Below are 22,781 nucleotides of genomic sequence, written 5' to 3'. Positions count from 1 at the left end.
AGGCACGATAAATAAGGACCCAGTTTGGTTATCGACAAAACTCATTTACTACAGAACTTTCAATTTCGGCTTCCAACGGGCTACCACAAAGAGTCCCTTGCACGACTGAAATGGATGAAAGAAAAGTCCCTGAGAGATGCGGCAGTCTTAATCGGTTTTGTGGAACGCGATGACGGGTTACAAGTCATTCTGACTAAGCGCGCAGCCCACTTACGCCATCATCCGGGACAAATCAGCTTTCCCGGTGGCAAATATGAGCAGGAAGATATTCAGCTCGTGAATACCGCTTTAAGAGAAACCAAAGAAGAAGTTGGGATAGAAGATGAGCATATTCATGTGTTTGGTCAACTGCCTACACTACCAACGATTAGTCAGTTTAATGTGACACCTTTTTTGGCTTTTGTTTCTCCGGAATATAAAACGCATATTGACCCAAATGAAGTAGAGTCAGTTTTTGAGGTTCCAGCCAACCATATTCTGAACCCCAAAAAATTGTATAGCACCAAATTTGACCTAAAAAGAAGCAGTCATCGTGTATTTGCTATCCCATATAGACAGCATTTCATCTGGGGCATGACGGCACAAATTATCGAATCAATGCAAAAACATATTATTTCACATTAAACAGTTGTTGATATCGGTGCTTTTATAGGCGCGATCATTATGCGCATCAATATTAATAAAACGTTGCTTCATAAACATTCATTCACATTAGATTAATTTTCCATTTTCACCGCAAACGCTTGCGGTGAAATAAATTTATACAAACAGCCCTATTGATAAGTTTTTCTAATTTTACTCATTAGCAGAAATCACGAGTAGCACATCATTTTCGTGATAAAAAGCAGGTTTTTGACATATCATTCAATAAGCGTAAGCAATAAATGATTTAGATCTAATTTTCCTAGTGTAAAATCTTGCAAAATTACTCCCGACTTATTTCCTGTTCCCAAAATGAGTAACTAAAAAATGAATACAACTACTTCTTCGGTTTCTACCGCACAATCGTCTAGTAAGTTTTCTTACAAAGACTTTACCTGGTGTCTGTCCCTTTTTGGTACGGCAGTAGGTGCAGGTGTACTGTTCCTTCCTATTAAAGCAGGTGCAGGTGGCTTCTGGCCATTAGTAATCCTAGCCCTAATTGCAGCACCAATGACTTGGTTCGCACACAAATCTTTAGCTCGTTTCGTTCTTTCTGCGAAAAACCCTGAAGCGGACATCACCGACACAGTAGAAGAGCACTTTGGTAAGACTGGCGCAAACCTTATTACGTTCGCTTACTTCTTCGCTATCTACCCAATCGTACTTATCTACGGTGTTGGTATCACAAACACAGTTGACTCTTTCCTAGTTAACCAAATGGGCATGGAATCTATTCCTCGCTGGCTACTTTCTGGTGCACTTATTGCTGCAATGACAGCAGGCGTAGTATTCGGTAAAGAGCTTATGCTGAAAGCAACTTCAGCAATGGTTTACCCTCTCGTGTTCATCCTACTAGCACTGTCTGTATACCTAATTCCTGGTTGGAACACTTCAATGATGGAAGTGTCGCCTGACTGGGGTGCAATGCCAGCTATCGTTTGGCTAGCAATCCCTGTTATTGTGTTCTCTTTCAACCACAGCCCAATCATTTCTCAATTCTCTAAAGAGCAACGTCGTGTATACGGTGATGACGCAGTTAAGAAAACTGACACTATCACTGGTGGCGCAGCAATGATGCTGATGGGCTTTGTTATGTTCTTCGTTTTCTCTGTTGTACTTTCTCTGTCTCCAGAGCAACTAGCAACAGCGCAAGAGCAAAACATCTCTGTTCTTTCTTACCTAGCAAACGTGCATGAATCTCCACTGATCTCTTACATGGGTCCATTGGTTGCTTTCGCAGCGATCACCTCTAGCTACTTTGGCCACTTCTTAGGCGCGCACGAAGGTCTAGTTGGTCTAGTGAAATCTCGTTCAAAATCACCAGTAAGCAAGATCGAGAAGATGTCTCTAATCTTCATTGTAATCACAACTTGGATCGTTGCTATCGTTAACCCAAGCATCCTAGGTATGATTGAAACAATGGGTGCACCGATGATTGCGGCAATCCTATTCTTGATGCCAATCTTCGCAATGCAAAAAGTTCCTGCGATGGCTAAGTACAAAACTTCAGCACCTGTGCAAATTTTCACAGCAATCTGTGGTCTTGCTGCAATTAGTTCTGTAATCTACGGCGCTCTTTAATCATCTCTGCCCAGTGCAGTATGATTAATCCAAAAATATAACGATAAAATTAAGCCTCCCAACTCCCCTTGGGAGGCTTTCTTCTGAGGTAATCGATATGATTAGTGTTTTTGATATCTATAAAATCGGTGTTGGACCTTCAAGCTCACACACTGTAGGCCCAATGAAAGCGGGTAAAGAGTTTATTGATGATCTTCGTGCAATGGGAAAACTGCGCGACATCACTAAAATCACCGTTGACGTTTATGGATCACTATCACTGACAGGGAAAGGTCACCACACAGATATTGCTATCATCATGGGTCTTGCAGGCAACACTCCTGAGAAAGTTGATATCGATTCTATCCCGGGCTTTATCGCTCGTGTAGAAGAAACTGAACGCCTTCCTGTTGGCATGCACTGTCACACAGTATCGTTCCCACGTGAAGGTGGAATGAACTTCCACAAAACAAACCTAGAGCTACACGAAAACGGCATGCAGATCCACGCTTGGATTGATGACGAAAAAGCGTACTCAAAAACTTACTACTCTATCGGCGGTGGTTTCATCGTTGATGAAGAAAATTTCGGTAAAGAAGCTGAGAACCCAGTAAAAGTACCTTACCCGTTTACAACGGCAGAGGAACTGGTTAACCAATGCCACGAAAGTGGATTGTCCATCAGCGCACTAACCATGAAGAATGAGCATGCGCTTCATTCAGATGAAGAAACTCGTACTTATTTCGCGAACATCTGGCGCACAATGCGCGAGTGTATGGATCGCGGTATGAATGAAGAAGGTATTTTGCCTGGTCCACTACGCGTGCCTCGTCGTGCAGCAGCACTTCGCCAGCAGCTACTTACTTCAGAAAAGACGACAAACGACCCAATGTCTGTTGTTGATTGGGTAAACATGTTTGCTTTCGCAGTAAACGAAGAGAACGCAGCAGGTGGCCGCGTTGTTACAGCACCAACTAACGGTGCGTGTGGCATCATCCCTGCGGTACTGGCTTACTACGATAAGTTCATCCAAACTGTGACTGAAAAAGATTACATCCGTTACTTTGCGGCTTCTGGCGCAATCGGTGGTCTTTACAAGCGCAACGCGTCTATCTCTGGTGCTGAGGTTGGCTGTCAGGGTGAAGTTGGCGTGGCATGTTCTATGGCAGCAGCAGGCCTTGCTGAGCTTATGGGTGGTAGCCCAGAGCAAGTGTGTATGGCAGCAGAAATCGCGATGGAGCACAACTTAGGTCTAACGTGTGACCCAGTTGCAGGTCAGGTTCAGGTTCCATGTATTGAGCGTAACGGTATTGCGGCAGTAAAAGCAATCAACTCTACTCGCATGGCACTACGTCGCTCTTCAGCTCCAACTGTTTCTCTAGATAAGGTTATCGAAACCATGCTAGAAACAGGTAAAGACATGAACGCGAAATACCGCGAAACATCTCAAGGTGGTCTAGCAATCAAAGTGATTTGCTAACACGCCTTTCTGAATACCAATCAAAACCCGAGTTTATGCTCGGGTTTTTTATACCTAAAAAATCCAGGAAAATGCGTTATCAGGACAAGTAAAAAAAACCTAAAACGTTGAATATATCCAAATATTATGGATATCTCAGTAAAAAATCACATCTCTTCCCTAGCTTTATTGATAACGTAGCCAAAAATTAAACTTGGAGCACATCAACACATGATTAGGTTTGAAATTGGAAACCAAATCTGCGTTTGCTTGTCCGAAAACGAAATATCTCTAGAGCTCAATCAGTCACTCCACCACTCCATTCCTGTCAACCCAAATGAGTACGCCATTCTGTCAACTATCGCCACATACGGCAGTTTAAATACGCCGATTAGTCAGCGGTTAATAGAAAGCAAAATCACTCAACAATACAAAATGACACTGCCTGAAAATGGCTTTAAAAACGCGGTGGCCGCTCTAAGAAAGAAATTTCGCAAGCTCACGGAAGAACACTTAACCACTAACAAAAACATTATCGAAAACATTCACCGGACCGGATACTTCATCCCTTTTACTATGCAAAACAACCACCAGAATGGCATCGAACATCAACAGAAGATCAATCAATACACAACCAATAGTCTTCGAAAAGCACTTCGTATTTGCCTGCGTAATAAAAAGATCTATTCAGAAGCGATGTGGGTTGTGTTGATCACTGCGATCATTTTCTTTGCTATCTGTTACTACGCGATAAACAGCATCGTTAAACATAATTATCTGGATAACGCCTTCGAAATTGCAGAGAGCCTTTCCCGCAGGAGTTGCTTTGCTAATGAAAGCGAACTGAAGTCACTATTTGATAATGTGAAGTTGGTGGAATCGAGCATGATGCTAGATCGTTTCAATATTCGATGCTTAGTCACTCCAGAAACCGTTGTCCCTGTCAGCAAAAAAGCCTTTGAAGAGTGGAGTAACAATAACAATTACACCACCCAATCATTTGACTTAAATAACGCAACCGTTTTGGTTCGTGTTAAAAACATTAACTTATCCGACAATGTTGAAAATCATATTTCACGTTTTTTTCTTTCTGGTATGAAGCTATCAACGAATACCGGAACGTCGTTAGAGATTGGTAACACCAATGAACGCTTTTTCAATTATCACGTAAAGAATAGTGGCTATAAAGAGGTGTATTACATCTCTGGACCGTTTCAAAGTATCATTCTACTGAGCTTACTTTTTCTCATTATACTGCGTCACCGCTCCCTACAAGCCTTTATGGCTTACTTGTGCGCAATTCGACAATTCAAAATAAAACTAGAACCGATTTATAACACTTCGGCACAAAAGATTGTGCACTACGAAGCCCTCTCCCGGTTTAAGGTAAAAAATACGCAACGGTTTATTGAAACACTGATCCGCAATGGATTGCTGCTAACTCATACCTTGCTGGTGATTGATTCCATCTACACCAAACAAAAAGCGTTGCCCATCCCTATCAGCATTAACGTTTGTCCTTCTTTGCTGCGAGGGCGTAACTTTTCAATCCTATATAGAGAGCTATCTAATCGGGATTGCCGTTTGCTGACAATCGAAATCACAGAAAATGCATCGATGTACTATACCTCTGAGATTTATGGCAATGTCGCGAAACTAAAAGCTCTGGATTGTAAAATCAGTATTGATGACTTTGGCACCGGTAATAATAATGTGGCGCTTATCAGCAAGCTGAATCCGGACTATCTCAAAATCGACCGAGAATTTGTTATTGGCCTAAAAACTGATGATAAAAAGATAGAAACCTTGCGTCAGTTAATTGCTATGGGCAATACGTATCGCTGCACGGTCATTGTTGAAGGCGTAGAAACGGCAGACAGTGCTCACTTACTCACAACATTGGGCGCATACATTCACCAAGGTTATTATTACCCTCTTCATTGCTAGCTTTTCTTCACTCGGTTAGTTACTTAAAATAGATTTAATACTCTATAAAAACTCGTGGTGGCATAACGGTATGCCGCCAATTTGTGATTGAGCGATGATTGCGATTAAACCCACCAAACTGAAAGATTTTTCAAGTTTGATGCAATTGGATGTGCAAGAAGAGCAAAAAGGATTTTTTACACCGTTTGAAATGGCTTATCAAAAACGTAGTAAGTCAGAGGCGTTCTTTACGATTTATTCTGATGACCTATTAGTAGGCTATCTTGTTATCGATAAAGGTTTCTCCCAACATGCGCCGTTTGCTAAACGATACGAACTGGAGCTTAAATACTTGATGATTGATCAACGTTTCCAACGTCAAGGGGTTGGGAGTGAGGCATTGCGTAAACTGTTCCTTTATGCGTATACCATTAACCCTAAAAGCACCTCTCTTTGCTCCACTGTTCCACAAAGTCAGCAATACGCTATGAGTTTTCTTGATGCGTGCGGATTCATTAATACAGAGGAAACAACATTGGGTGATAATGAAAAAGAATGGATTCTACGACACCCATTAAGCTAGCAGGCGAAGCATAATCAAAATTGGGGCATTCAGATACAACAAAGGCAAGCTTCTCGCTTGCCTTTGTTTAATGCTCAATGGAAAGTGACTTATTCACCTTTGTAAATACAACCCGCTGTGCACGTTTCTTTGATTTCTACTTTACTTAGCAGTGGTAAGCTTGGCTTAAGCTGCTGCCAAATCCATTTTGCTAATACTTCGCTAGTCGGGTTCTCTAACCCTTCAATGTCGTTTAGGTAGTAATGGTCTAAGCGATTGTAAATTGGTTTAAATGCAGCTTTGATCTCTGCAAAATCCACTACCCAACCTGTATGTGGATCAACTTCACCTTCTACATAAAGACGAACAAGGAAAGAGTGTCCGTGCAAACGACCACACTTGTGACCTTCTGGTACGTGTGGCAAATGGTGTGCTGCTTCGAACATAAACTCTTTGTATAATTCTGTTTTCATCTTGATTCTCAGGCTTTAAAAAGACAGGCAATACTAAGGAATTCGCTGCCAAGAGACAAGCGTTACCCCATACAAGCGTAGCAAAAACTTCCGCTGGTTCCTGGCCTCTTTGCTATCACTCACACCAGAGCGCCGTATTTCTGTCACGCGCCAAACATTTGATTACACAGCACTCACATCACAATTACATATCCCCAACATGTGTGGGGTCACAATCATTCATTTCGTTGTTCGCAGTGCGCATTTGTGCACATTAATATTGTGCAGTTCGTTCCAATTACACTTATAAATTTATGCGCTCAACTATCACTTTTAAGCTCTTACTGGCGTTAATTGCTGTCTTCAGCTGCGTTCTAGCTGCCTCTACGGCTTACCAATACCATCAACAAAAAACCTTAATCAATGATGTTCTTAGTGAACAACTCCATGATAAGGCTAGCAATTATTTCGATAGCCTAAATATGATGATGCTTACGGGCACCATGTCGCAAAAAGAAACCTTACGTCAAAAGGCCCTGACCCAAGAAGGCATTGAAGCAGTTCGCGTGTTGCGAGCTGATACTGTGACCAAACTTTACGGACCTGGGCAACAAAACCAGCAGCCTGTCGATGATATTGATCAACGAGCGTTGAATGGTGAACTGGTGATTGAACCAATCTCAGCCGATTGGGGCAAAGGGTTAGTAGTCGCACTACCAATGAAATCGAGCGAAAATTACCGTGGCACCAACTGCGTTTCTTGCCACGTTGCACCAGCAGGAGAAGTGTTGGGCGCGATTCGCTTGGAATACAACATGAACCACGTCAATTCAATGATCAGTAAACAGGCAATGTTTGCGATGGGAATAATGGCCGTAATCGCATTTGTGGGCTTCATCATAACGATGAGTTTGATTCAGAAAATCATTGTACGACCAATTCAAAGAACGTCGAAATTCATGTCGAATGTGAGCCATAGCAAAGATCTATCTCAACGACTTATGCATCACCAACAGGATGAAGTGGGCCAACTTTCTACTTCAATCAATTCATTCATGGATACGGTCTCCGAAAGCTTAGAACGTGTGCAAGACACCTCTCACTCACTTGCCGACTCCGCGAGTAAACTAACTGCTGTCGCGCAGTCCACAGATAAAGCGGCCAATAACCAACAGCTAGAGACCAACGAAGTACAAATTAATATCACCGATATGTTGCAGCAACAAACTGCGGTTGAGGACTCGACTAATAATGCTACTGTTTTGGTCAATCACACCGTTGATGTCGCCACTCATAGTGCAAGCCAAGCACACAATGTAAGTGAAGACATCAAACAACTAGTAAGTAACATTGATACCGTACGGGAAAAAATCAGCTCTCTAAACCAAAGAACCGAAGAAGTGTCGTCCATTCTTGTGGTTATTAAGGGTATTGCAGAACAAACCAACCTGCTCGCGTTGAATGCTGCTATTGAAGCCGCCCGTGCCGGAGAGCAAGGACGCGGTTTTGCGGTCGTCGCGGAAGAAGTGCGTAACCTGGCTTCTAGGACGGCTGAAGCCACTGGTAATATTGAACATATCATTTCTCAATTCCAGCAAGGAAGTGAAGAGTCATTAACTTCTGTTGATACCGTCTGCCAGTTTGCTCATCAACGCTCTGTCGATGTCGAGGCACTATCAGCCACAATGCATAACGTTGTTGACGAGATGCGCCAAGTTCTCAGGCATGCAGAAGATATCCAAAACCAGACGCAAACCACATCTGATGTAAGTCAGCATATTCAATCTAAAATAGATGTGATCACACTGCATGCTAACGACACATCGCAATCAGCATCGCACACGCGTGATATTAGTGTTGATTTAGAGCATCTATCCGAACGTTTAGAGCAATTACTAAACCAATTCACACTTTCAGAGCACAAAAGAGTGAATAAATAGAGAGATTCTCCCCATCAAAACGAATATAAAGGTTGATGCGAGCGAATTGACAGGTAATATGTCTCGTTGAATCTGTAAAATGCTACCCAACTCAGCGCTTAGCTTGTTTTTTGAACAAAAATGTTATTAGACAAGTACTTTAAGTAAGCGTTGAGTTGAATTTTTACCTCAATGGAGAATATTGAAAACATGACTTACGCGCCTGTATCAGACGTATTGAAAGGTCAGCTAGCAGTAGACAGCGAAGTGACTGTTCGTGGCTGGATCCGTTCACGTCGTGATTCCAAAGCTGGAATCTCTTTCCTTGCCATATATGACGGCTCTTGTTTCGACCCGATTCAGGCCGTGGTCCCAAATAATCTTAATAATTACGAAGACGAAGTATTAAAGCTAACGACTGGCTGCTCTGTTGAAGTAACTGGTAAGATTGTTGAATCTCCTGCAAAGGGTCAAGACTTCGAACTTGCTGCCACTGACGTTAAAGTGGTTGGTTGGGTTGAAGATGCTGAAACTTACCCAATGGCAAAAACTCGTCACTCAATCGAGTACCTACGTGAAGTTGCGCACCTACGTCCGCGCACAAACGTAATCGGTGCAGTAGCACGTGTACGTAACTGCCTATCTCAAGCAATCCACCGCTTCTACCACGAGCAAGGTTACTTCTGGGTATCTGCGCCGTTGATCACGGCTTCAGATGCTGAAGGCGCTGGTGAAATGTTCCGCGTATCTACGCTAGACATGGAAAACCTTCCTCGCACTGACGCTGGTAAAGTGGACTACAACGAAGACTTCTTCGGTAAAGAGACGTTCCTAACCGTATCTGGTCAGCTAAACGCAGAAGCTTACGCTTGTGCGCTAAGCAAAGTTTACACTTTCGGCCCTACTTTCCGTGCTGAAAACTCAAACACAAGCCGCCACCTAGCAGAATTCTGGATGGTTGAGCCTGAAGTTGCGTTCGCAGAACTGGATGATGTAGCGAAACTGGCTGAAGACATGCTCAAGTACGTGTTTAAAGCGGTGCTTGCAGAGTGTCGTGATGACCTTGAGTTCTTCGCTCAACGCATCGACAAAGAAGCAATCACTCGTCTAGAGCAGTTCGTTTCTTCTGACTTCGCGCAGGTTGACTACACTGACGCAATCCAGATCCTTCTTGATTCAGGTCGTGAGTTCGAATTCCCAGTTGAATGGGGTATCGATATGTCTTCTGAGCACGAGCGTTTCCTTGCTGAAGAACACTTCAAAGCACCTGTAATCGTTAAGAACTACCCGAAAGACATCAAAGCATTCTACATGCGTGCTAACGATGACGGTAAAACAGTTGCAGCGATGGACGTTCTAGCACCGGGCATCGGCGAAATCATCGGTGGTTCTCAGCGTGAAGAGCGCCTAGACATTCTAGATGCACGTATGCGTGAAGTGGGTATCGATCCTGAACATATGAGCTGGTACCGCGACCTACGTAAATACGGTACAGTGCCACACGCAGGCTTCGGTCTAGGCTTCGAGCGCCTAGTATCTTACGTAACTGGTATGGGCAACGTTCGTGACGTGATCCCATTCCCACGTACTCCTCGCTCTGCGAACTTCTAATCACTTTTTAGTGATATTGAATTAAAAAGACCTCCCATGTGGAGGTCTTTTATTTTGTACGAATGATTTTCTAGCAACCGGTGTATGCACTCTAGTTGTTATCTTCGTCGTCATCCTCATCTGCTCGCGCTGCGTATTTTACTCCAACCACACACAAGCCAAACATCACAAATGGGATAACGGCAGCAGTGTATTCCGTCCAAACCATATGAGAAAAAGATTTCGCCAATATCAAGTGTGCAAACACCAACAAAAATGCGCTAAAAATAGCAACACCCATCAACCTAAGTTCATGCTTTACCAACTGCTTTTTCATTCCGGCTCCTAACCTAAATGGTTGTCTGCCCATGATTGAAACACAGCTTCGGTATCGTCCACTGATACAGTTTGAGCAAAAAACAGGTAAACAGTTGGCTAATGAAGTAATTCTCCGACCGTCTTCACGGCTTGTTCTAATTCATCATTTACAGGTAACGATGTATTAAGCCTCAGGTAGTTCTCATAATTTGGAGCGACAGAAAACAACTGACCAAATGCTACAGTGATGTTCGCTTCCAATAACTTTTGATAAATCGCTTTTCCGCACTTTGTTTTCGGCAGTTCTATCCAAAGAAAATAGCCGCCTTCCGGTTGCGTGTAACGAATCGATTGGGGAAAGTACTTATCAACCAGTTCAATAAACGCCAATTGCCGCTGCTCAAGATTCTTTCGCAGTTTTCTAAGATGGCTATCATAACTATCGTTTTGCAAGTAATGCGCGATACCCTGCTGGATTGGTGCACTGCCTGACAACGTCGAGATAAGTTGCAGCTTTTGAAGTTGCGCATTGAAGCGTTTGTTTACCACCCAGCCCAGCCTATAGCCAGGGCAAAGGCTTTTTGAAAATGATCCACAATGCAATACGCGCTCTTGTGTATCAAAAGCTTTAAGTGAGCTTGGCTTTTTTTCAGAAAAATAAAGCTCTGAATACACATCATCTTCGATCAAGTACACATCGTATTTGTCAGCCAGTTCGACGATACGCTGCTTCTGCCCGTCACTTAATAAGGTTCCTGTTGGATTGTGAAAGTTAGTCATTAACCAACATGCGCGAACATCATTGTCGGTAAAAGTCGCTTCAATTTGATCCACTGAATGTCCAGTTAACGGATCCACCGTTATTTCTATCGCCTTTAGACCTAAACGTTCAATCGCTTGAAGTGCGCCATAAAACGTCGGTGATTCAACTACAACAGTATCTCCAGGCTGGGTCACGGCCTGAAGGCTCAAATTCAACGCTTCTAATGCGCCAGAAGTAACGACAATATCATCATGGGTAAACACCATACCTTGTTGGATGTACCGTTGAGCAATCAAACGGCGTAGAGACTCACAGCCCGGCGGCAAGTTATCCAATAACGTCTCTGCCCCCATTTTCCTGCCTGAGCTGGCTAGGTTGCGGTTTAGCGCTTCTAATGGGAACAATGCAGGGTCTGGAAACGCGGAGCCAAACTTCACCGCATTCGGTGAGGCCTGATTTTTGAGGTAGTCGTAAAGTTCATCGTTGATGCTGGAGCGATAAACGGAAGTGGCTGGAGAACTCGGTTCGAAGCGGTCCAACTCCGCAGTCACAAAGTATCCAGACTGAGGTTTCGCTGCGACCCAACCTTGTGCTTCGAGCAGCTGATAAGCTTGTAATACCGTACCTGCGCTGACAGAATGGTTTCGGCTTGTTACACGCACTGATGGCAGCTTTTCCCCTGCTCTCCATGTATTTTGCTGAATCTGCGTTTTGAACAGCTCAGCCAGTTGACGGTATCGGTTCATGTTTCCCTCATTTCACTTACAGCCGCACCATAGCATACTTCGCGCCAGCATTCTGATATGGGAGTATTCAATTTAGCAACGTAATTTATCAAGTTTATCAATAGATATTTCAGCCACGAAGTGAGCGTTTATATCCCATACTTTGACCGTTACACACATATTGCCTCACATCTTTGCAATACCTAAAAGCCAAGGTTTTACGTTGGACTGAGTGCGTTAAACTCACTTCGAGCTACTGTCTTTAAATCAGGAGGAAGCGATGAAAGTTTTTACAATGGACGATCTCTCGTATCGCGGAAAACATAAAGGTGTACACAGTTGGGACCATCCTGGCAGTACCACCCCTTATTATTGGCATCCTGATTGGCTGCATATCGCTGAAGATGCTTTGGGTGAACACAAAAAGGCTGATCTTGAAGTCCCTGATGGGGAAACAGCGACAGAAGAGCATGCAAAAGCGGCGATTCTCAAACACTTGAATGACGAGTAGTTTAGGCTCTATCACCGTTCAAGAATAGCATTAGGTAGGCGAATCCATCGTTGTATGCTTTAAACACAAATAAAGCTAAAACCTGCCAAATAGTAAATTCTTCTGAATGAGAAGTACGCATCTTCTATAGCGTTCAAAGGGCAAAATAAGTCGATTGTTATCACATCAATTTTCATTACATCTGTTACATTTAAATAGTAATGGTGATGCACACCTCAACTCATGGATTATGAGAGAAAACAATAATGGCGAAATACAACGAAGAAGATATTAAATACAAAGGTGAATCCAACGGCGTACATTCTTGGAGCTCTCCTTCCGGCCAACCTTATTACTGGCATCCAGATTGGTTACACGTTGCAGAAGATGCGACGGGTACGCATCCGAAGCAAAAACTTGAAGTTGAAAAGACAGAAGTACCAACCGAAAAGCACGCATTAAAAGCGATCTTAAAGCATATGAACGACTGGGCGACTGAAAAACTTTCTTCTAACCCTGACATCGAAACCAATGCGGTTGAGTCGGAAATCAATCTGAAGAAATAACCCCAACCGATATCCATACTTCTAACAGTAAACGCTCCACCTTTGGTGGGGCGTTTTTTGTCTCAAAAAATCCTCACTAGACAACTATAAACGCGTTAACGCAAAGCACTGAATTGAAACGATTGGGATGTGTGCAAAACTTCTCCAACCATGGCATAAATGCCCTTCAAACTCTGTGCCTACCAAACGTTTTCATGGCAAAAACTTTAGTTATGTTAGAATTCTGTTTCAAATCGCAACTTTTTTAGGTTTTCTTTTCAGTAACGGTTGTAACCAATATTGCTGAAAGGTATAAATGTTAGCACACCCCTTCGATTAACATGGATGAAGATTATGTTTGAAAAAGTAGTTGCCGCTCCGGCTGACCCTATTCTTGGCCTTACTGAAGAGTTTAAAAAAGATGCTCGCGCAGAAAAAATTAACCTTGGCGTAGGTATTTACAAAAACGAGCAAGGCGAAACTCCCGTTCTTGCGACAGTAAAGAAAGCTGAAGCAGCACTTGTTGAAACTGAAAAAACCAAATCTTACCTAACCATCGAAGGCACAGCAGAGTACGGCATTGCAGTGCAAAAACTGCTTTTCGGCTCTGATGCAGAAATTGTAAACGAAAAACGCGCTAAAACAGCTCAAGCTCCGGGTGGTACTGGTGCACTACGTGTTGCCGGCGAGTTTATTAAACGTCAACTAGGCGATGTAAAGATCTGGATCAGCAACCCAACATGGGCGAACCACAACGGCGTATTTACTGCTGCTGGTATCGAAACGGCACAATACAGCTACTACAATGCTGAAACAAAAGACAAAGACTTCGATGCGATGCTAAATGATCTGCAATCTGCATCTGAAGGCGACATCGTGCTTCTACACGGCTGCTGTCACAACCCTACAGGGATCGATCCTACGGCTGAAGAATGGGAAACATTGGCGAAACTTGTCGCAGAGAAGAAATTGCTTCCTCTGTTCGACTTCGCCTACCAAGGCTTTGCTAAAGGTGTGGAAGAAGATGCTGCAGGTCTTCGTACTTTTGCTAAATACAACAAAGAAATCCTAGTCGCGAGCTCTTTCTCGAAAAACTTTGGCCTATACAATGAACGCGTAGGTGCCTTCACGTTAGTAGCTGAGTCAGAAGAAGTCGCAACAACCGCTTTTTCTCAAGTTAAAGCCATTATTCGCTCTATCTACTCTAACCCACCTGCACACGGCAGCGCTGTCGTGACTCACATTCTTGGCAACACCGAAATGCGTGCGGAATGGGAAGCTGAAGTAGCAGAAATGCGTGACCGCATTCAAGAAATGCGTGAACTGTTTGTAGCGACACTAAAAGCAGAGGGTGTGGACGCAGACTTTAGTTTCATCGAACGTCAAAATGGTATGTTCTCTTTCTCTGGTCTTTCTAAAGAGCAAGTTAACCGCCTTAAAGAAGAGTTCGGTATTTACATTGTCGGTTCTGGCCGAATCAGTGTTGCTGGTATGACGAAGTCAAATATGGGCCCTCTATGTAAAGGCATTGCAGCGGTTTTATAATCGACTGTCGCATACTTTATTAAAAGGAAAGGTCAGCATAAGCTGACCTTTTTTGTTTTAACTTAACGCCAAAAACGAACCCGTCCGATCTAGTAGACAAACTTCAAACTCAGCCCTACTTCATTGACGTAATCTGAGCTTTCACCGCTGTAATCAGTATCTCTAAACTGATAAAAAAGACCAGTGCCGATGACTTTATGCCATTGGTAGTTAAGACCGATCTTAAAATTGTTCTCATCAACGATATCACTACGGTTCAACTCCACTTCAGCTGTCGCAATAAGCTTTTCACTGAGCAAGTAATTCACCCCAACAGTTACAGCTTGAATCAATTCGCTATCGGAAGACAACGTATTATCCGTTTTGTCGTCCGTCGCTTTCGCTTTGATTGCGCCTATTCCATATATCCCGTAGATATCGAATTGCTCTGTAACTCCATAACGGTAACCACCACCAAACAAAAGGCGGTCAATGCGAAGAGTAAAATCATCCGGATGGAAAAACTGCGCTGAGTAATCAACATTAAACAACCAGTTCTCAGTAAACAAATAGTTACCACCGAGTCCAACTGTGGTCGCATTAGAGTTATCTAACCATTCTTCGTTTGTCGTTCCGGCACCAACATCCAAATGAATGTGTTCGTACCCAAATTTTTCTGCTTGGTCCATGACCGCTGCGCTTGATATCGCCGGCAAAGCAGCTAAAGAAACAAGCAATAAATTTCTCATCATTCGACTTCCTTTCATGAGAATTATCTAAACACTGTATTCCATCGCCTGAGCTACTTGGCTCAAGAAGAATAGCTTAATCTAAAGACGTGATAACGATCTGAAACAGCCAAAGATCTAATCAGTCATCACGAAGAAAACATATCGACGACGTCTTTTTCAATTGAGGTGACCATATAGTAGTAAAAATGAAGCTCCCTTATCGTGCGATATGTCAGAATCTTATGACTGAGCACGAAAATCGCGGTTCAGATAAGACTCTGTTTTAAAACTAAGTTAAGATTACTTTATTATTTGCGAACTAAAAGGCGCCTTCGATGGATGCAGAACTTCTCGAGATTTACAACTTTCTCGCCAAGTATCCCCCGTTCAATGAACTCCCTGAAGAAACACTAAACAAGGTGACAGAGAGTGTCGAAATCTCGTACTACCGAGAAGATACCCCCATCATCCATTTTGGAGACTATATCCAAGATTTATACGTGGTGCGAAGCGGTGTTGTTGAAGTTTATCGACGCAAAGGTGAGCTGTATAATCGCCTTGACGAAGGTGACCTATTTGGCCAGATGGGCATGCTCACCAATAACAAAGTCCGCTTTCCGGTAAAAGCCATTGAGGATACCCTGCTCTACTGTATTCCTGGTGACATTTTCCAAGAAATTTACGATAACTTTGATTCCTTTGCGGATTTTGTTGAAGTTGAAAATAGCGCTCGTTTACGCCAAGCCATTTCAGAAAACAAAGACGCCAATGACCTGACGACATCGAAAGTGAAAACCTTGCTGACTGGCGATGCTCATACGATTGATCGTGGTCAGACAATCCAGCAAGCCGCGCAGCAAATGGCGAATGACAACGTATCGGCTTTACTTATCGTCGACCCAGATTTCGTTCGTGACGAAGACGATCCACAGTCCCCAGTACTTGGTATCATTACTGACCGTGATTTGTGTACCCGTGTGTTAGCTGAAGGTTTGTCCCCACAGGACGATGTGTCTAGTGTGATGACCACGGAGGTCATGTCTCTTGACCACAACGCTTACATCTATGAAGCAATGTTAACGATGCTGCGTTACAACGTACATCACCTACCAGTGGTAAAAAACCAATTACCAATCGGTATTATCGAAACAACCGACATTGTTCGTTATGAATCTCAGAATTCGTTGTTGCTGGTGAGTAGTATTTTCCAACAACAGACTATCGAAGATTTAGCAGTTGTTGCCGAAGAAGTGAAAAGCAGCTTCGTGCGTCTGGTCAATGAAGATGCCAACTCTCACATGGTGGGTAGCGCGATGTCGGTCATTGGCCGAAGCTTCAAACAGCGTCTGCTAGAAATGGCAGAAGAAGAGCTTGGCCCACCGCCAATTCCTTATTGTTTCCTTGCACTTGGCTCAATGGGGCGAGATGAGCAACTGTTGGTGACTGACCAAGATAACGCCATCATTCTAGATGAGACCTATCAAGAAGAGAAACATGGTAAATACTTCGAAGCCCTAGCAAAATACGTCAGCGATGGGTTAGATGCCTGCGGCTACAAATATTGCACAGGCGATATTATGGCAACCAACCCACTGTGGCGCATGACTCGTTCAGAGTGGGAAGAGTGTTTTGCTGACTGGATTGATAACCCGAACCCGAAAGCACTACTCAACGCCTCCATCTTTTTCGACTTGGATGGCGTCTATGGCCGCTTAAAATGGGCAGAACAGTTAACTAGCTTTATTGTTCGTCGCGCTCGAAAGAACAACCGCTTCTTAGCGTGTTTGGCTCGTAACGCACTAAACAGAACACCACCTCTGGGCTTCTTTAAAGACTTCGTGATGGAAAAAGATGGCAGACACAACAACTCCATCAACCTCAAACGTCGCGGTACTGCTCCTCTGGTCGACTTAATTCGCGTTCACTCTCTGGCGGTTGGTTCACGTGCACAGAACTCGTTTGAGCGTCTTGACGACATTATTGATGCTGGCATTTTGCCAAAAGGTCGAGCACAAGACTTAAAAGACGCGTTAGAATTTATTTCCATGGTACGTATTCGTCACCAAGCGACGGATGTGGAACTAGGCATTGAGCCTGATAACAATATCGAACCGGAAAACCTCTCTGAGTTTGAACGTCGCAACCTAAAGGATGCATTCCAGATCCTAAGCAATGGTCAAAATTTCCTTAAGTTCCGCTACCAAGCGAACAAGAGCTTTAAGTGAGGTTTAGCATGATTAAAAAGCTCTTTCAGAAGCCAACCATTCAGTGGCCAACGAAGTTTGAACAAAAGCTGGAGATGGCGAAGGATGAGAATTTAATTGCGTTTTATAGCAACAAGCCGCCTGCTCCAGAAACACCGTTATCTGAGGTGGAGTTCGTGGCGTTAGATTTCGAAACGACGGGTTTGAATCCTGAAAAACATGACATCATTACTATTGGTTTGGTGCCGTTTAACCTGAAGCGAATTTTCCTACGTAACTCGCGTCATTGGAAGGTACGTCCACAGCGTGCACTCGATGAAGATTCAGTCATTATACACGGTATTACTCACAGCGAATTGATCGATGCACCTGACTTAGGCGATATCTTAAGCGAGCTGCTACCATCCTTAAGCGGGAAAATCATTGTTGTTCATTACCGTCGTATCGAGAGAGAGTTTCTGGATAAAGCGCTCAAAAGCCGTTTAGGGGAAGGTATTGAGTTTCCTGTTTTAGATACGCTGCACCTCGAAGAAACGATTCAACAGAAACGTTCCGGCTCTCTCTGGGAGCGTTTAAAAGGGAAAAAACCAGAATCGGTTCGGCTAGCGCAATCTCGACGCCGTTATGGGCTGCCAGACTATACGCCTCACCATGCATTAACCGATGCAATTGCTACCGCAGAGCTACTGCAAGCGCAAATCGCCCATCATTACAGTGAAGAGCAACCCATCAGTGAGTTCTGGCTGTAGTATACTTCACGCTTAATAGCGATCAAAAAAGGAGCCAGATGGCTCCTTTTTTACTTAGGTTGAGACAAGATTACAGCTTAAAGCGTTGAATCTCTTGTTCAAGTTCGTGTGATAGCTCAGACAGGTGAGCAGCTTGTTCTGCTGCTTGATGAGCTTCGACTGACAACTCGTTAGACACGTCACGAATACCTTCAGTGTTACGAGTGATCTCAGTGGTTACCGATGCTTGCTCTTCTGCTGCTGAAGCAATCTGCGTTGCCATATCACTGATACGCTCAACAGCAGTGTGGATTTGCGTCAAGCTCGCTGCAGCCGCATTGGCATCATCAACACTGGTATCAGCTAGACGACGACTGTCACCCATAATACCGACCGCTTTGGCTGTTGTGCCTTGTAGCATCTCGATAGTTTCTTGAATCTCTTGCGTTGAAGCATGAGTACGTTGGCTCAATACGCGGACTTCATCTGCAACCACAGCAAAACCACGGCCTTGCTCACCTGCACGTGCCGCTTCGATCGCCGCGTTAAGTGCAAGTAGGTTCGTTTGCTCTGCAATGCCTTGAATCGTTGATAGAATCGTATTGATGCTATTTCCGTGTGCTTCTAGCTCTTGAATCACATCAGTAGCAACTTGAACTTCTTGCGCTAAGTTCTGAATAGAGCCTTGCGTTTGAGTTACTTGGCTTGAACCGTGTGAACAAGCTTGAACCGCTTCTTCTGAGTTACTTGCCGTGCTATCAGCATTACCTGCAATTTCTTGTGTCGCTGCTGCCATTTCGTTCACGGCCGTCGCCACCATGTTGATTTCATCTTGCTGGTAAGAGATACGCTGACTACGCTCCTCAGCTTGCTGTGCTGTCGTGCGTGCTTGCTCTGAAAGCGCAGAAGATACGTGGCTAAGCTTAGTAACCATTGTGTGCATGTTGCCAACAAAACGGTTGAAGTTTTCCGCCAGTTTACCTACTTCATCATCACTGCGTGGTTCTAGGCGTTGCGTTAAGTCACCTTCGCCAGATGCAATTTCTTCCAGTGCATTTGATACGCGGTTCAAGTCACGGAACAAGAAACCAACTAGCCAAGAAACTGCAAGAATAACCACAATCGTGATCGCCACAGCAGTGAACAATAGATCTCGTAGCAATACCGCATGACCTGCTTCTTCTGTTGCGCGATCCATTTCAATCGCAAACATCCAATGCGTACCAGGAACTTTATTGAAGTAGTAAAGCTTCTCTTTTCCTTTGATTACCGTATCTTCGATACGACCTTCATCGGCGGCGCGCTCAATTGCCTCTTCTGAAAAATCTTTTAGAACACTGGTGATAGGCTTAAGCGTCAAGCTTTTATCTGGATGCGCTAAAAAGGTGCCTTCATTCATGTCGATTAGCATCGCATGCGCGTTTTCACCTGCATCTAAGTTAATCACATCGCTGATAAGCTGATCGATCAGTACGTCCGCACCAACAACACCAACAAACTGACCATTTTTCATTACTGGCTCAGCAATGGTCACAAGTAGTGCATTCGTGATTGCGTCTTGATATGCGGCTGTGATGATTTGCTTACCCGCTGCATCAGCATCCTTGTACCAAGGACGTGTGCGAGGGTCATAATCAGCACGGTTACGTTCCGGATGAGAGCGGTACATATCACCGTTTGGTGTACCAAGGAAGATGTCATCGAAGCCACCAGCCTTGCGAGCTTGTTGTAGGAAAGGAACAACGTCTTGCTCGGTCGAGTAGTCGTTGAACGCAGTGGCAATATCTTTACGGATATTGACCCAATCAGAAATTCCCTCTGACGCAGTAGTACTAAGACTTTGCGCACGTGAATAGACACCTGAACGAGTCTGATCAAATAATTGACCAGCCGACAACCAAGTAAGTGCTGTTGCCATCACAACAACAGCAGAAAGGCTTGCGCCTATAAGCTTTTGTTTTAATGATAATTTCATATTTATAGTTTTTTGAGTTGGGAGAACAGTTAAGGTGCATGAATATTACACACTTTTTTACGACTATTCACTAATTTTTAAAAAACAAAATAGCACATTAACTCTTTGTAAAATATGAAATTTCATGTGTCATTTTTTTGTCTCGAGCGTCATAAAAACCGCACAAAAAAAGCCAGCAAATTGCTGGCCTTTTGATTAATTGTTAGTCAGACGGTTTTATAAAATGCCGAATTACTGACGCTCTGTTCTCATACCCATCAATAAGCTCACACACATTGCAAGCAGAATGAAGGTAAATGGCAGTGCTGTAGAAATGGCACCAGCCTGAAGAGCTTGAACCGCCTCGGAGCCACCAATCCATAGCAGAGCAACCGCAATTGCACCTTCCATGAATGCCCAGAAGACACGTTGAAGTACAGGTGCATCAACTTTACCACCTGCAGTGATACTGTCGATAACAAGTGAACCAGAGTCAGAAGACGTAATGAAGAACACAAGTACCAACACAACAGCGATGATAGAAAGCATGCTACCAAATGGAAGAACATCAAACATTTGGAACATAGCAAGTGATACGTCAGTCAAGCCATTTGTGCCCAGCTCACCTACTTTATCAACAACTTGCTCGATCGCCAGGCCACCAAATACAGACATCCAAACAACGGTAACCGCAGTTGGAACCAGTAGAACTGCTGTGATGAACTCGCGAACGGTACGGCCGCGAGAAACACGCGCGATGAACATGCCTACGAATGGCGACCATGAAATCCACCAAGCCCAGTAGAATACTGTCCAGCCTTGGAACCAAGCTTCGTCCGTACGACCAAACGGGTTACTTAGTGGGATGATATTCTCTACATATGCCATAAGTGTGGTTGGAATCGAACCTAGGCTCGCCGCCCAACCGATAAGACCAACAAGGAGAAGTAGCAAGAACGCCACAACCATGTTGATGTTACTAATGACTTTAACACCACCATCGATACCGCGTACGACTGAAACAACAGCAAGTAAAGTCACCACGGTAATAACGACGATTTGCAGACCTAGGCCTGGCTCAACACCAAATACGTGATGAATACCACTTGCTGCTTGCTGCGCACCTAGACCTAGGGATGTAGCAAGACCAAATAAAGTCGCAAGCACAGCCAGAATGTCCACAATGTGGCCAGCCCAACCCCATGCACGATCACCCAGAAGTGGGTAGAAGATCGAACGCATAGATAGCGGTAAACCTTTGTTGTAGGCAAAGAATGCTAAAGAAAGTGCTACAACACCGTAAATTGCCCATGGGTGAAGGCCCCAGTGGAACATCGTTGCACCCAGTGCCAATCTCGCGGCTTCTGGTGTATTTGCCTCAACACCAAGTGGCGTTTCATACCAACCGGTGAAGTAAGCGACAGGTTCTGCAACACTCCAGAACATTAAACCGATACCCATACCAGCTGCAAATAGCATTGCAAGCCATGACATAAACGAGTAATCGGCAACAGCGTCTTTACCACCTAGTCGGATCTTACCCATTGGTGAGACGATAAGCGCCAAACAGAAAATAACGAAAATGTTACCTGCAATAATGAACAACCAATCGAATGAACCAATAATTTTCCACTTCAGCCCATCAAGTGCCGTCTTTGCGGTATGTGCATCTAGAACTAATGCAGCGACAAGAAACAGCGCAATTAAACCTGCACTAATACCAAAAACTGGGTTATGAACATCAAAACCCCATTTTTGAACGTTGTCCTGACCTACCGTATAGTCGGTACTATCGATACTGTACTTATCTATACCCTTTGTCATCGTTCCTCTCTATTTTTGTAGTGTTTTTACGTACCAAACAAAAAAATCTTTCGAACACGATACGTTTTGCATTCCGTGAAGGCGCAAGATCCTATCATTTGACACGTTTTTGTCTATCTTTTTGCTATTAAAAAATCCAATAACTTACTTTTCACTGTGTGATTACGGCCTTTGATAGAACAAATCACTACTACAATAGTTAGACCACAAACATTTATTGCTATAATAATTTTAGCTCTTCTTATTTTGTCGAAAAGGCGCGACAAAATGGTATTGAGGACACGGCGTAAAATTGTAGAGGTAATTTTTGATTTCCCCCCTTTAAATAAGGGCGCATTTAAGTTAGTGTCGCCTCGATAAATGTTCCCTACAGACTGGATGAATAAATTGGAAAAGTACGAAGAAGTATTGGTCTCGATTCGTCAGATCATCCGCGCTATTGATTTACATTCTAAAAAGCTGAGCAAAGAGTCTGGATTGACTGCTCCACAGTTGATTTTGATGCGCGCTATCAATGACTTAGATAACGTGACGATTAAACAGTTGTCTAGCCACACTAACATGAGCCAAGCGACCGCAACGACCATTCTAGATAGACTAGAACGAGGCCAGTTTGTTGAGCGTCAGCGCAGTGTTCAAGACAAGCGTAAAGTGCATGCTGTACTTACGAGCAAGGGCCAAGAAGCCTTAAAACAAGCACCAACGCCGCTGCAAGAGCACTTCATTAATCGATTCCAAAAATTGGAAGAATGGGAGCAATCCCTTCTACTATCTTCCGTTCAACGCATCTCGACGATGATGAATGCAGAGGACATCGATGTTGCTCCAATGCTAGAGCTTGGTAGCATTACCAAAGCCGATTAGT

At 43.8% G+C, this 22,781-nt stretch carries 19 protein-coding genes; 13 read left to right on the top strand and 6 right to left on the bottom strand.

The annotated features are described in order from the left end of the window. The first annotated feature begins 24 nt into the window (after nucleotides 1–24). The 5 genes from R7070_RS04435 (at nucleotide 25) to R7070_RS04415 (ending at nucleotide 6,170) form a co-directional block, all read left to right on the top strand. Nucleotides 25–624 carry a CoA pyrophosphatase gene (locus R7070_RS04435; RefSeq protein WP_005376901.1) on the top strand — a complete coding sequence of 200 codons (600 nt, stop codon included), beginning with the start codon at nucleotides 25–27 and terminating at the stop codon, nucleotides 622–624. Between the two features lie 345 nt (nucleotides 625–969). Further along, a complete protein-coding gene (locus R7070_RS04430; RefSeq protein WP_256900129.1) occupies nucleotides 970–2,223 on the top strand; it encodes an aromatic amino acid transport family protein in 1,254 nt (417 codons plus the stop codon). A 97-nt stretch (nucleotides 2,224–2,320) separates the two neighbouring features. Beyond that, nucleotides 2,321–3,682, top strand: coding sequence for an L-serine ammonia-lyase (locus R7070_RS04425; protein ID WP_005376899.1), 1,362 nt, complete (start codon nucleotides 2,321–2,323; stop codon nucleotides 3,680–3,682). A 210-nt stretch (nucleotides 3,683–3,892) separates the two neighbouring features. After that, nucleotides 3,893–5,608, top strand: coding sequence for an EAL domain-containing protein (locus tag R7070_RS04420; RefSeq protein WP_086046898.1), 1,716 nt, complete (start codon nucleotides 3,893–3,895; stop codon nucleotides 5,606–5,608). Nucleotides 5,609–5,702: 94 nt separating this feature from the next. After that, the gene (locus R7070_RS04415) at nucleotides 5,703–6,170 is read left to right on the top strand and encodes a GNAT family N-acetyltransferase (protein WP_053304301.1); all 468 of its coding nucleotides are present in this window, start codon (nucleotides 5,703–5,705) and stop codon (nucleotides 6,168–6,170) included. Nucleotides 6,171–6,259: 89 nt separating this feature from the next. Here the strand turns inward: R7070_RS04415 and queD are convergent, their stop codons facing one another. Further along, entirely contained in the window at nucleotides 6,260–6,622 is a 363-nt protein-coding gene (queD, locus tag R7070_RS04410; protein ID WP_005376896.1) for a 6-carboxytetrahydropterin synthase QueD, read from the bottom strand. Nucleotides 6,623–6,915: 293 nt separating this feature from the next. Here queD and R7070_RS04405 point away from each other — a divergent pair, with 293 nt between their 5' ends. Further along, nucleotides 6,916–8,541 carry a methyl-accepting chemotaxis protein gene (locus R7070_RS04405; protein ID WP_053304300.1) on the top strand — a complete coding sequence of 542 codons (1,626 nt, stop codon included), beginning with the start codon at nucleotides 6,916–6,918 and terminating at the stop codon, nucleotides 8,539–8,541. A gap of 189 nt (nucleotides 8,542–8,730) precedes the next feature. Continuing rightward, nucleotides 8,731–10,131 carry an asparagine--tRNA ligase gene (asnS, locus tag R7070_RS04400; protein WP_017636101.1) on the top strand — a complete coding sequence of 467 codons (1,401 nt, stop codon included), beginning with the start codon at nucleotides 8,731–8,733 and terminating at the stop codon, nucleotides 10,129–10,131. A 91-nt stretch (nucleotides 10,132–10,222) separates the two neighbouring features. Here asnS and R7070_RS04395 read toward each other — a convergent pair whose 3' ends face one another. Next, nucleotides 10,223–10,447, bottom strand: a complete 225-nt coding sequence (locus R7070_RS04395; RefSeq protein ID WP_033905633.1) for a hypothetical protein — start codon at nucleotides 10,445–10,447, stop codon at nucleotides 10,223–10,225. Nucleotides 10,448–10,545: 98 nt separating this feature from the next. Continuing rightward, nucleotides 10,546–11,937, bottom strand: coding sequence for a PLP-dependent aminotransferase family protein (locus R7070_RS04390; RefSeq protein WP_053304299.1), 1,392 nt, complete (start codon nucleotides 11,935–11,937; stop codon nucleotides 10,546–10,548). Between the two features lie 259 nt (nucleotides 11,938–12,196). Here R7070_RS04390 and R7070_RS04385 point away from each other — a divergent pair, with 259 nt between their 5' ends. The 3 genes from R7070_RS04385 (at nucleotide 12,197) to R7070_RS04375 (ending at nucleotide 14,496) form a co-directional block, all read left to right on the top strand. Further along, nucleotides 12,197–12,427 (top strand): hypothetical protein, encoded by a 231-nt coding sequence (locus R7070_RS04385; protein ID WP_017636104.1) that lies wholly within the window; start codon nucleotides 12,197–12,199, stop codon nucleotides 12,425–12,427. Nucleotides 12,428–12,672: 245 nt separating this feature from the next. Continuing rightward, nucleotides 12,673–12,972, top strand: coding sequence for a hypothetical protein (locus tag R7070_RS04380; RefSeq protein ID WP_005376885.1), 300 nt, complete (start codon nucleotides 12,673–12,675; stop codon nucleotides 12,970–12,972). A gap of 333 nt (nucleotides 12,973–13,305) precedes the next feature. Next, nucleotides 13,306–14,496 (top strand): amino acid aminotransferase, encoded by a 1,191-nt coding sequence (locus tag R7070_RS04375; RefSeq protein WP_064354121.1) that lies wholly within the window; start codon nucleotides 13,306–13,308, stop codon nucleotides 14,494–14,496. Between the two features lie 89 nt (nucleotides 14,497–14,585). Here R7070_RS04375 and R7070_RS04370 read toward each other — a convergent pair whose 3' ends face one another. Then, nucleotides 14,586–15,227, bottom strand: a complete 642-nt coding sequence (locus tag R7070_RS04370) for an outer membrane beta-barrel protein (RefSeq protein ID WP_064354122.1) — start codon at nucleotides 15,225–15,227, stop codon at nucleotides 14,586–14,588. Nucleotides 15,228–15,541: 314 nt separating this feature from the next. Between R7070_RS04370 and R7070_RS04365 the strand changes: the two genes are divergently transcribed. Both R7070_RS04365 and R7070_RS04360 read left to right on the top strand, forming a co-directional pair. Continuing rightward, complete coding sequence (locus R7070_RS04365) at nucleotides 15,542–17,431, top strand: DUF294 nucleotidyltransferase-like domain-containing protein (protein WP_033905640.1); 1,890 nt, start codon at nucleotides 15,542–15,544, stop codon at nucleotides 17,429–17,431. A gap of 8 nt (nucleotides 17,432–17,439) precedes the next feature. Beyond that, on the top strand, nucleotides 17,440–18,159 hold the full coding sequence (locus R7070_RS04360) for a 3'-5' exonuclease (RefSeq protein WP_081107483.1): 720 nt from the start codon (nucleotides 17,440–17,442) through the stop codon (nucleotides 18,157–18,159). 70 nt (nucleotides 18,160–18,229) lie between these two features. Here R7070_RS04360 and R7070_RS04355 read toward each other — a convergent pair whose 3' ends face one another. Next, the gene (locus tag R7070_RS04355; protein ID WP_005376880.1) at nucleotides 18,230–20,113 is read right to left on the bottom strand and encodes a methyl-accepting chemotaxis protein; all 1,884 of its coding nucleotides are present in this window, start codon (nucleotides 20,111–20,113) and stop codon (nucleotides 18,230–18,232) included. A 231-nt stretch (nucleotides 20,114–20,344) separates the two neighbouring features. Then, nucleotides 20,345–21,916, bottom strand: coding sequence for a BCCT family transporter (locus tag R7070_RS04350; RefSeq protein ID WP_005376879.1), 1,572 nt, complete (start codon nucleotides 21,914–21,916; stop codon nucleotides 20,345–20,347). 387 nt (nucleotides 21,917–22,303) lie between these two features. On the opposite strand from R7070_RS04350, the gene R7070_RS04345 reads away from it, so the two are divergent. Then, the gene (locus R7070_RS04345; RefSeq protein WP_005376877.1) at nucleotides 22,304–22,780 is read left to right on the top strand and encodes a MarR family winged helix-turn-helix transcriptional regulator; all 477 of its coding nucleotides are present in this window, start codon (nucleotides 22,304–22,306) and stop codon (nucleotides 22,778–22,780) included. The last annotated feature ends 1 nt before the right edge of the window (nucleotide 22,781 follow it).

It is taken from the genome of Vibrio sp. 1557 (assembly GCF_033340175.1).
GTDB classification, from domain to species: Bacteria; Pseudomonadota; Gammaproteobacteria; order Enterobacterales; family Vibrionaceae; genus Vibrio; species Vibrio alginolyticus.
Note: the sequence above shows the minus strand (reverse complement) of the source record. Positions and strands in the feature narration are given on the sequence as shown.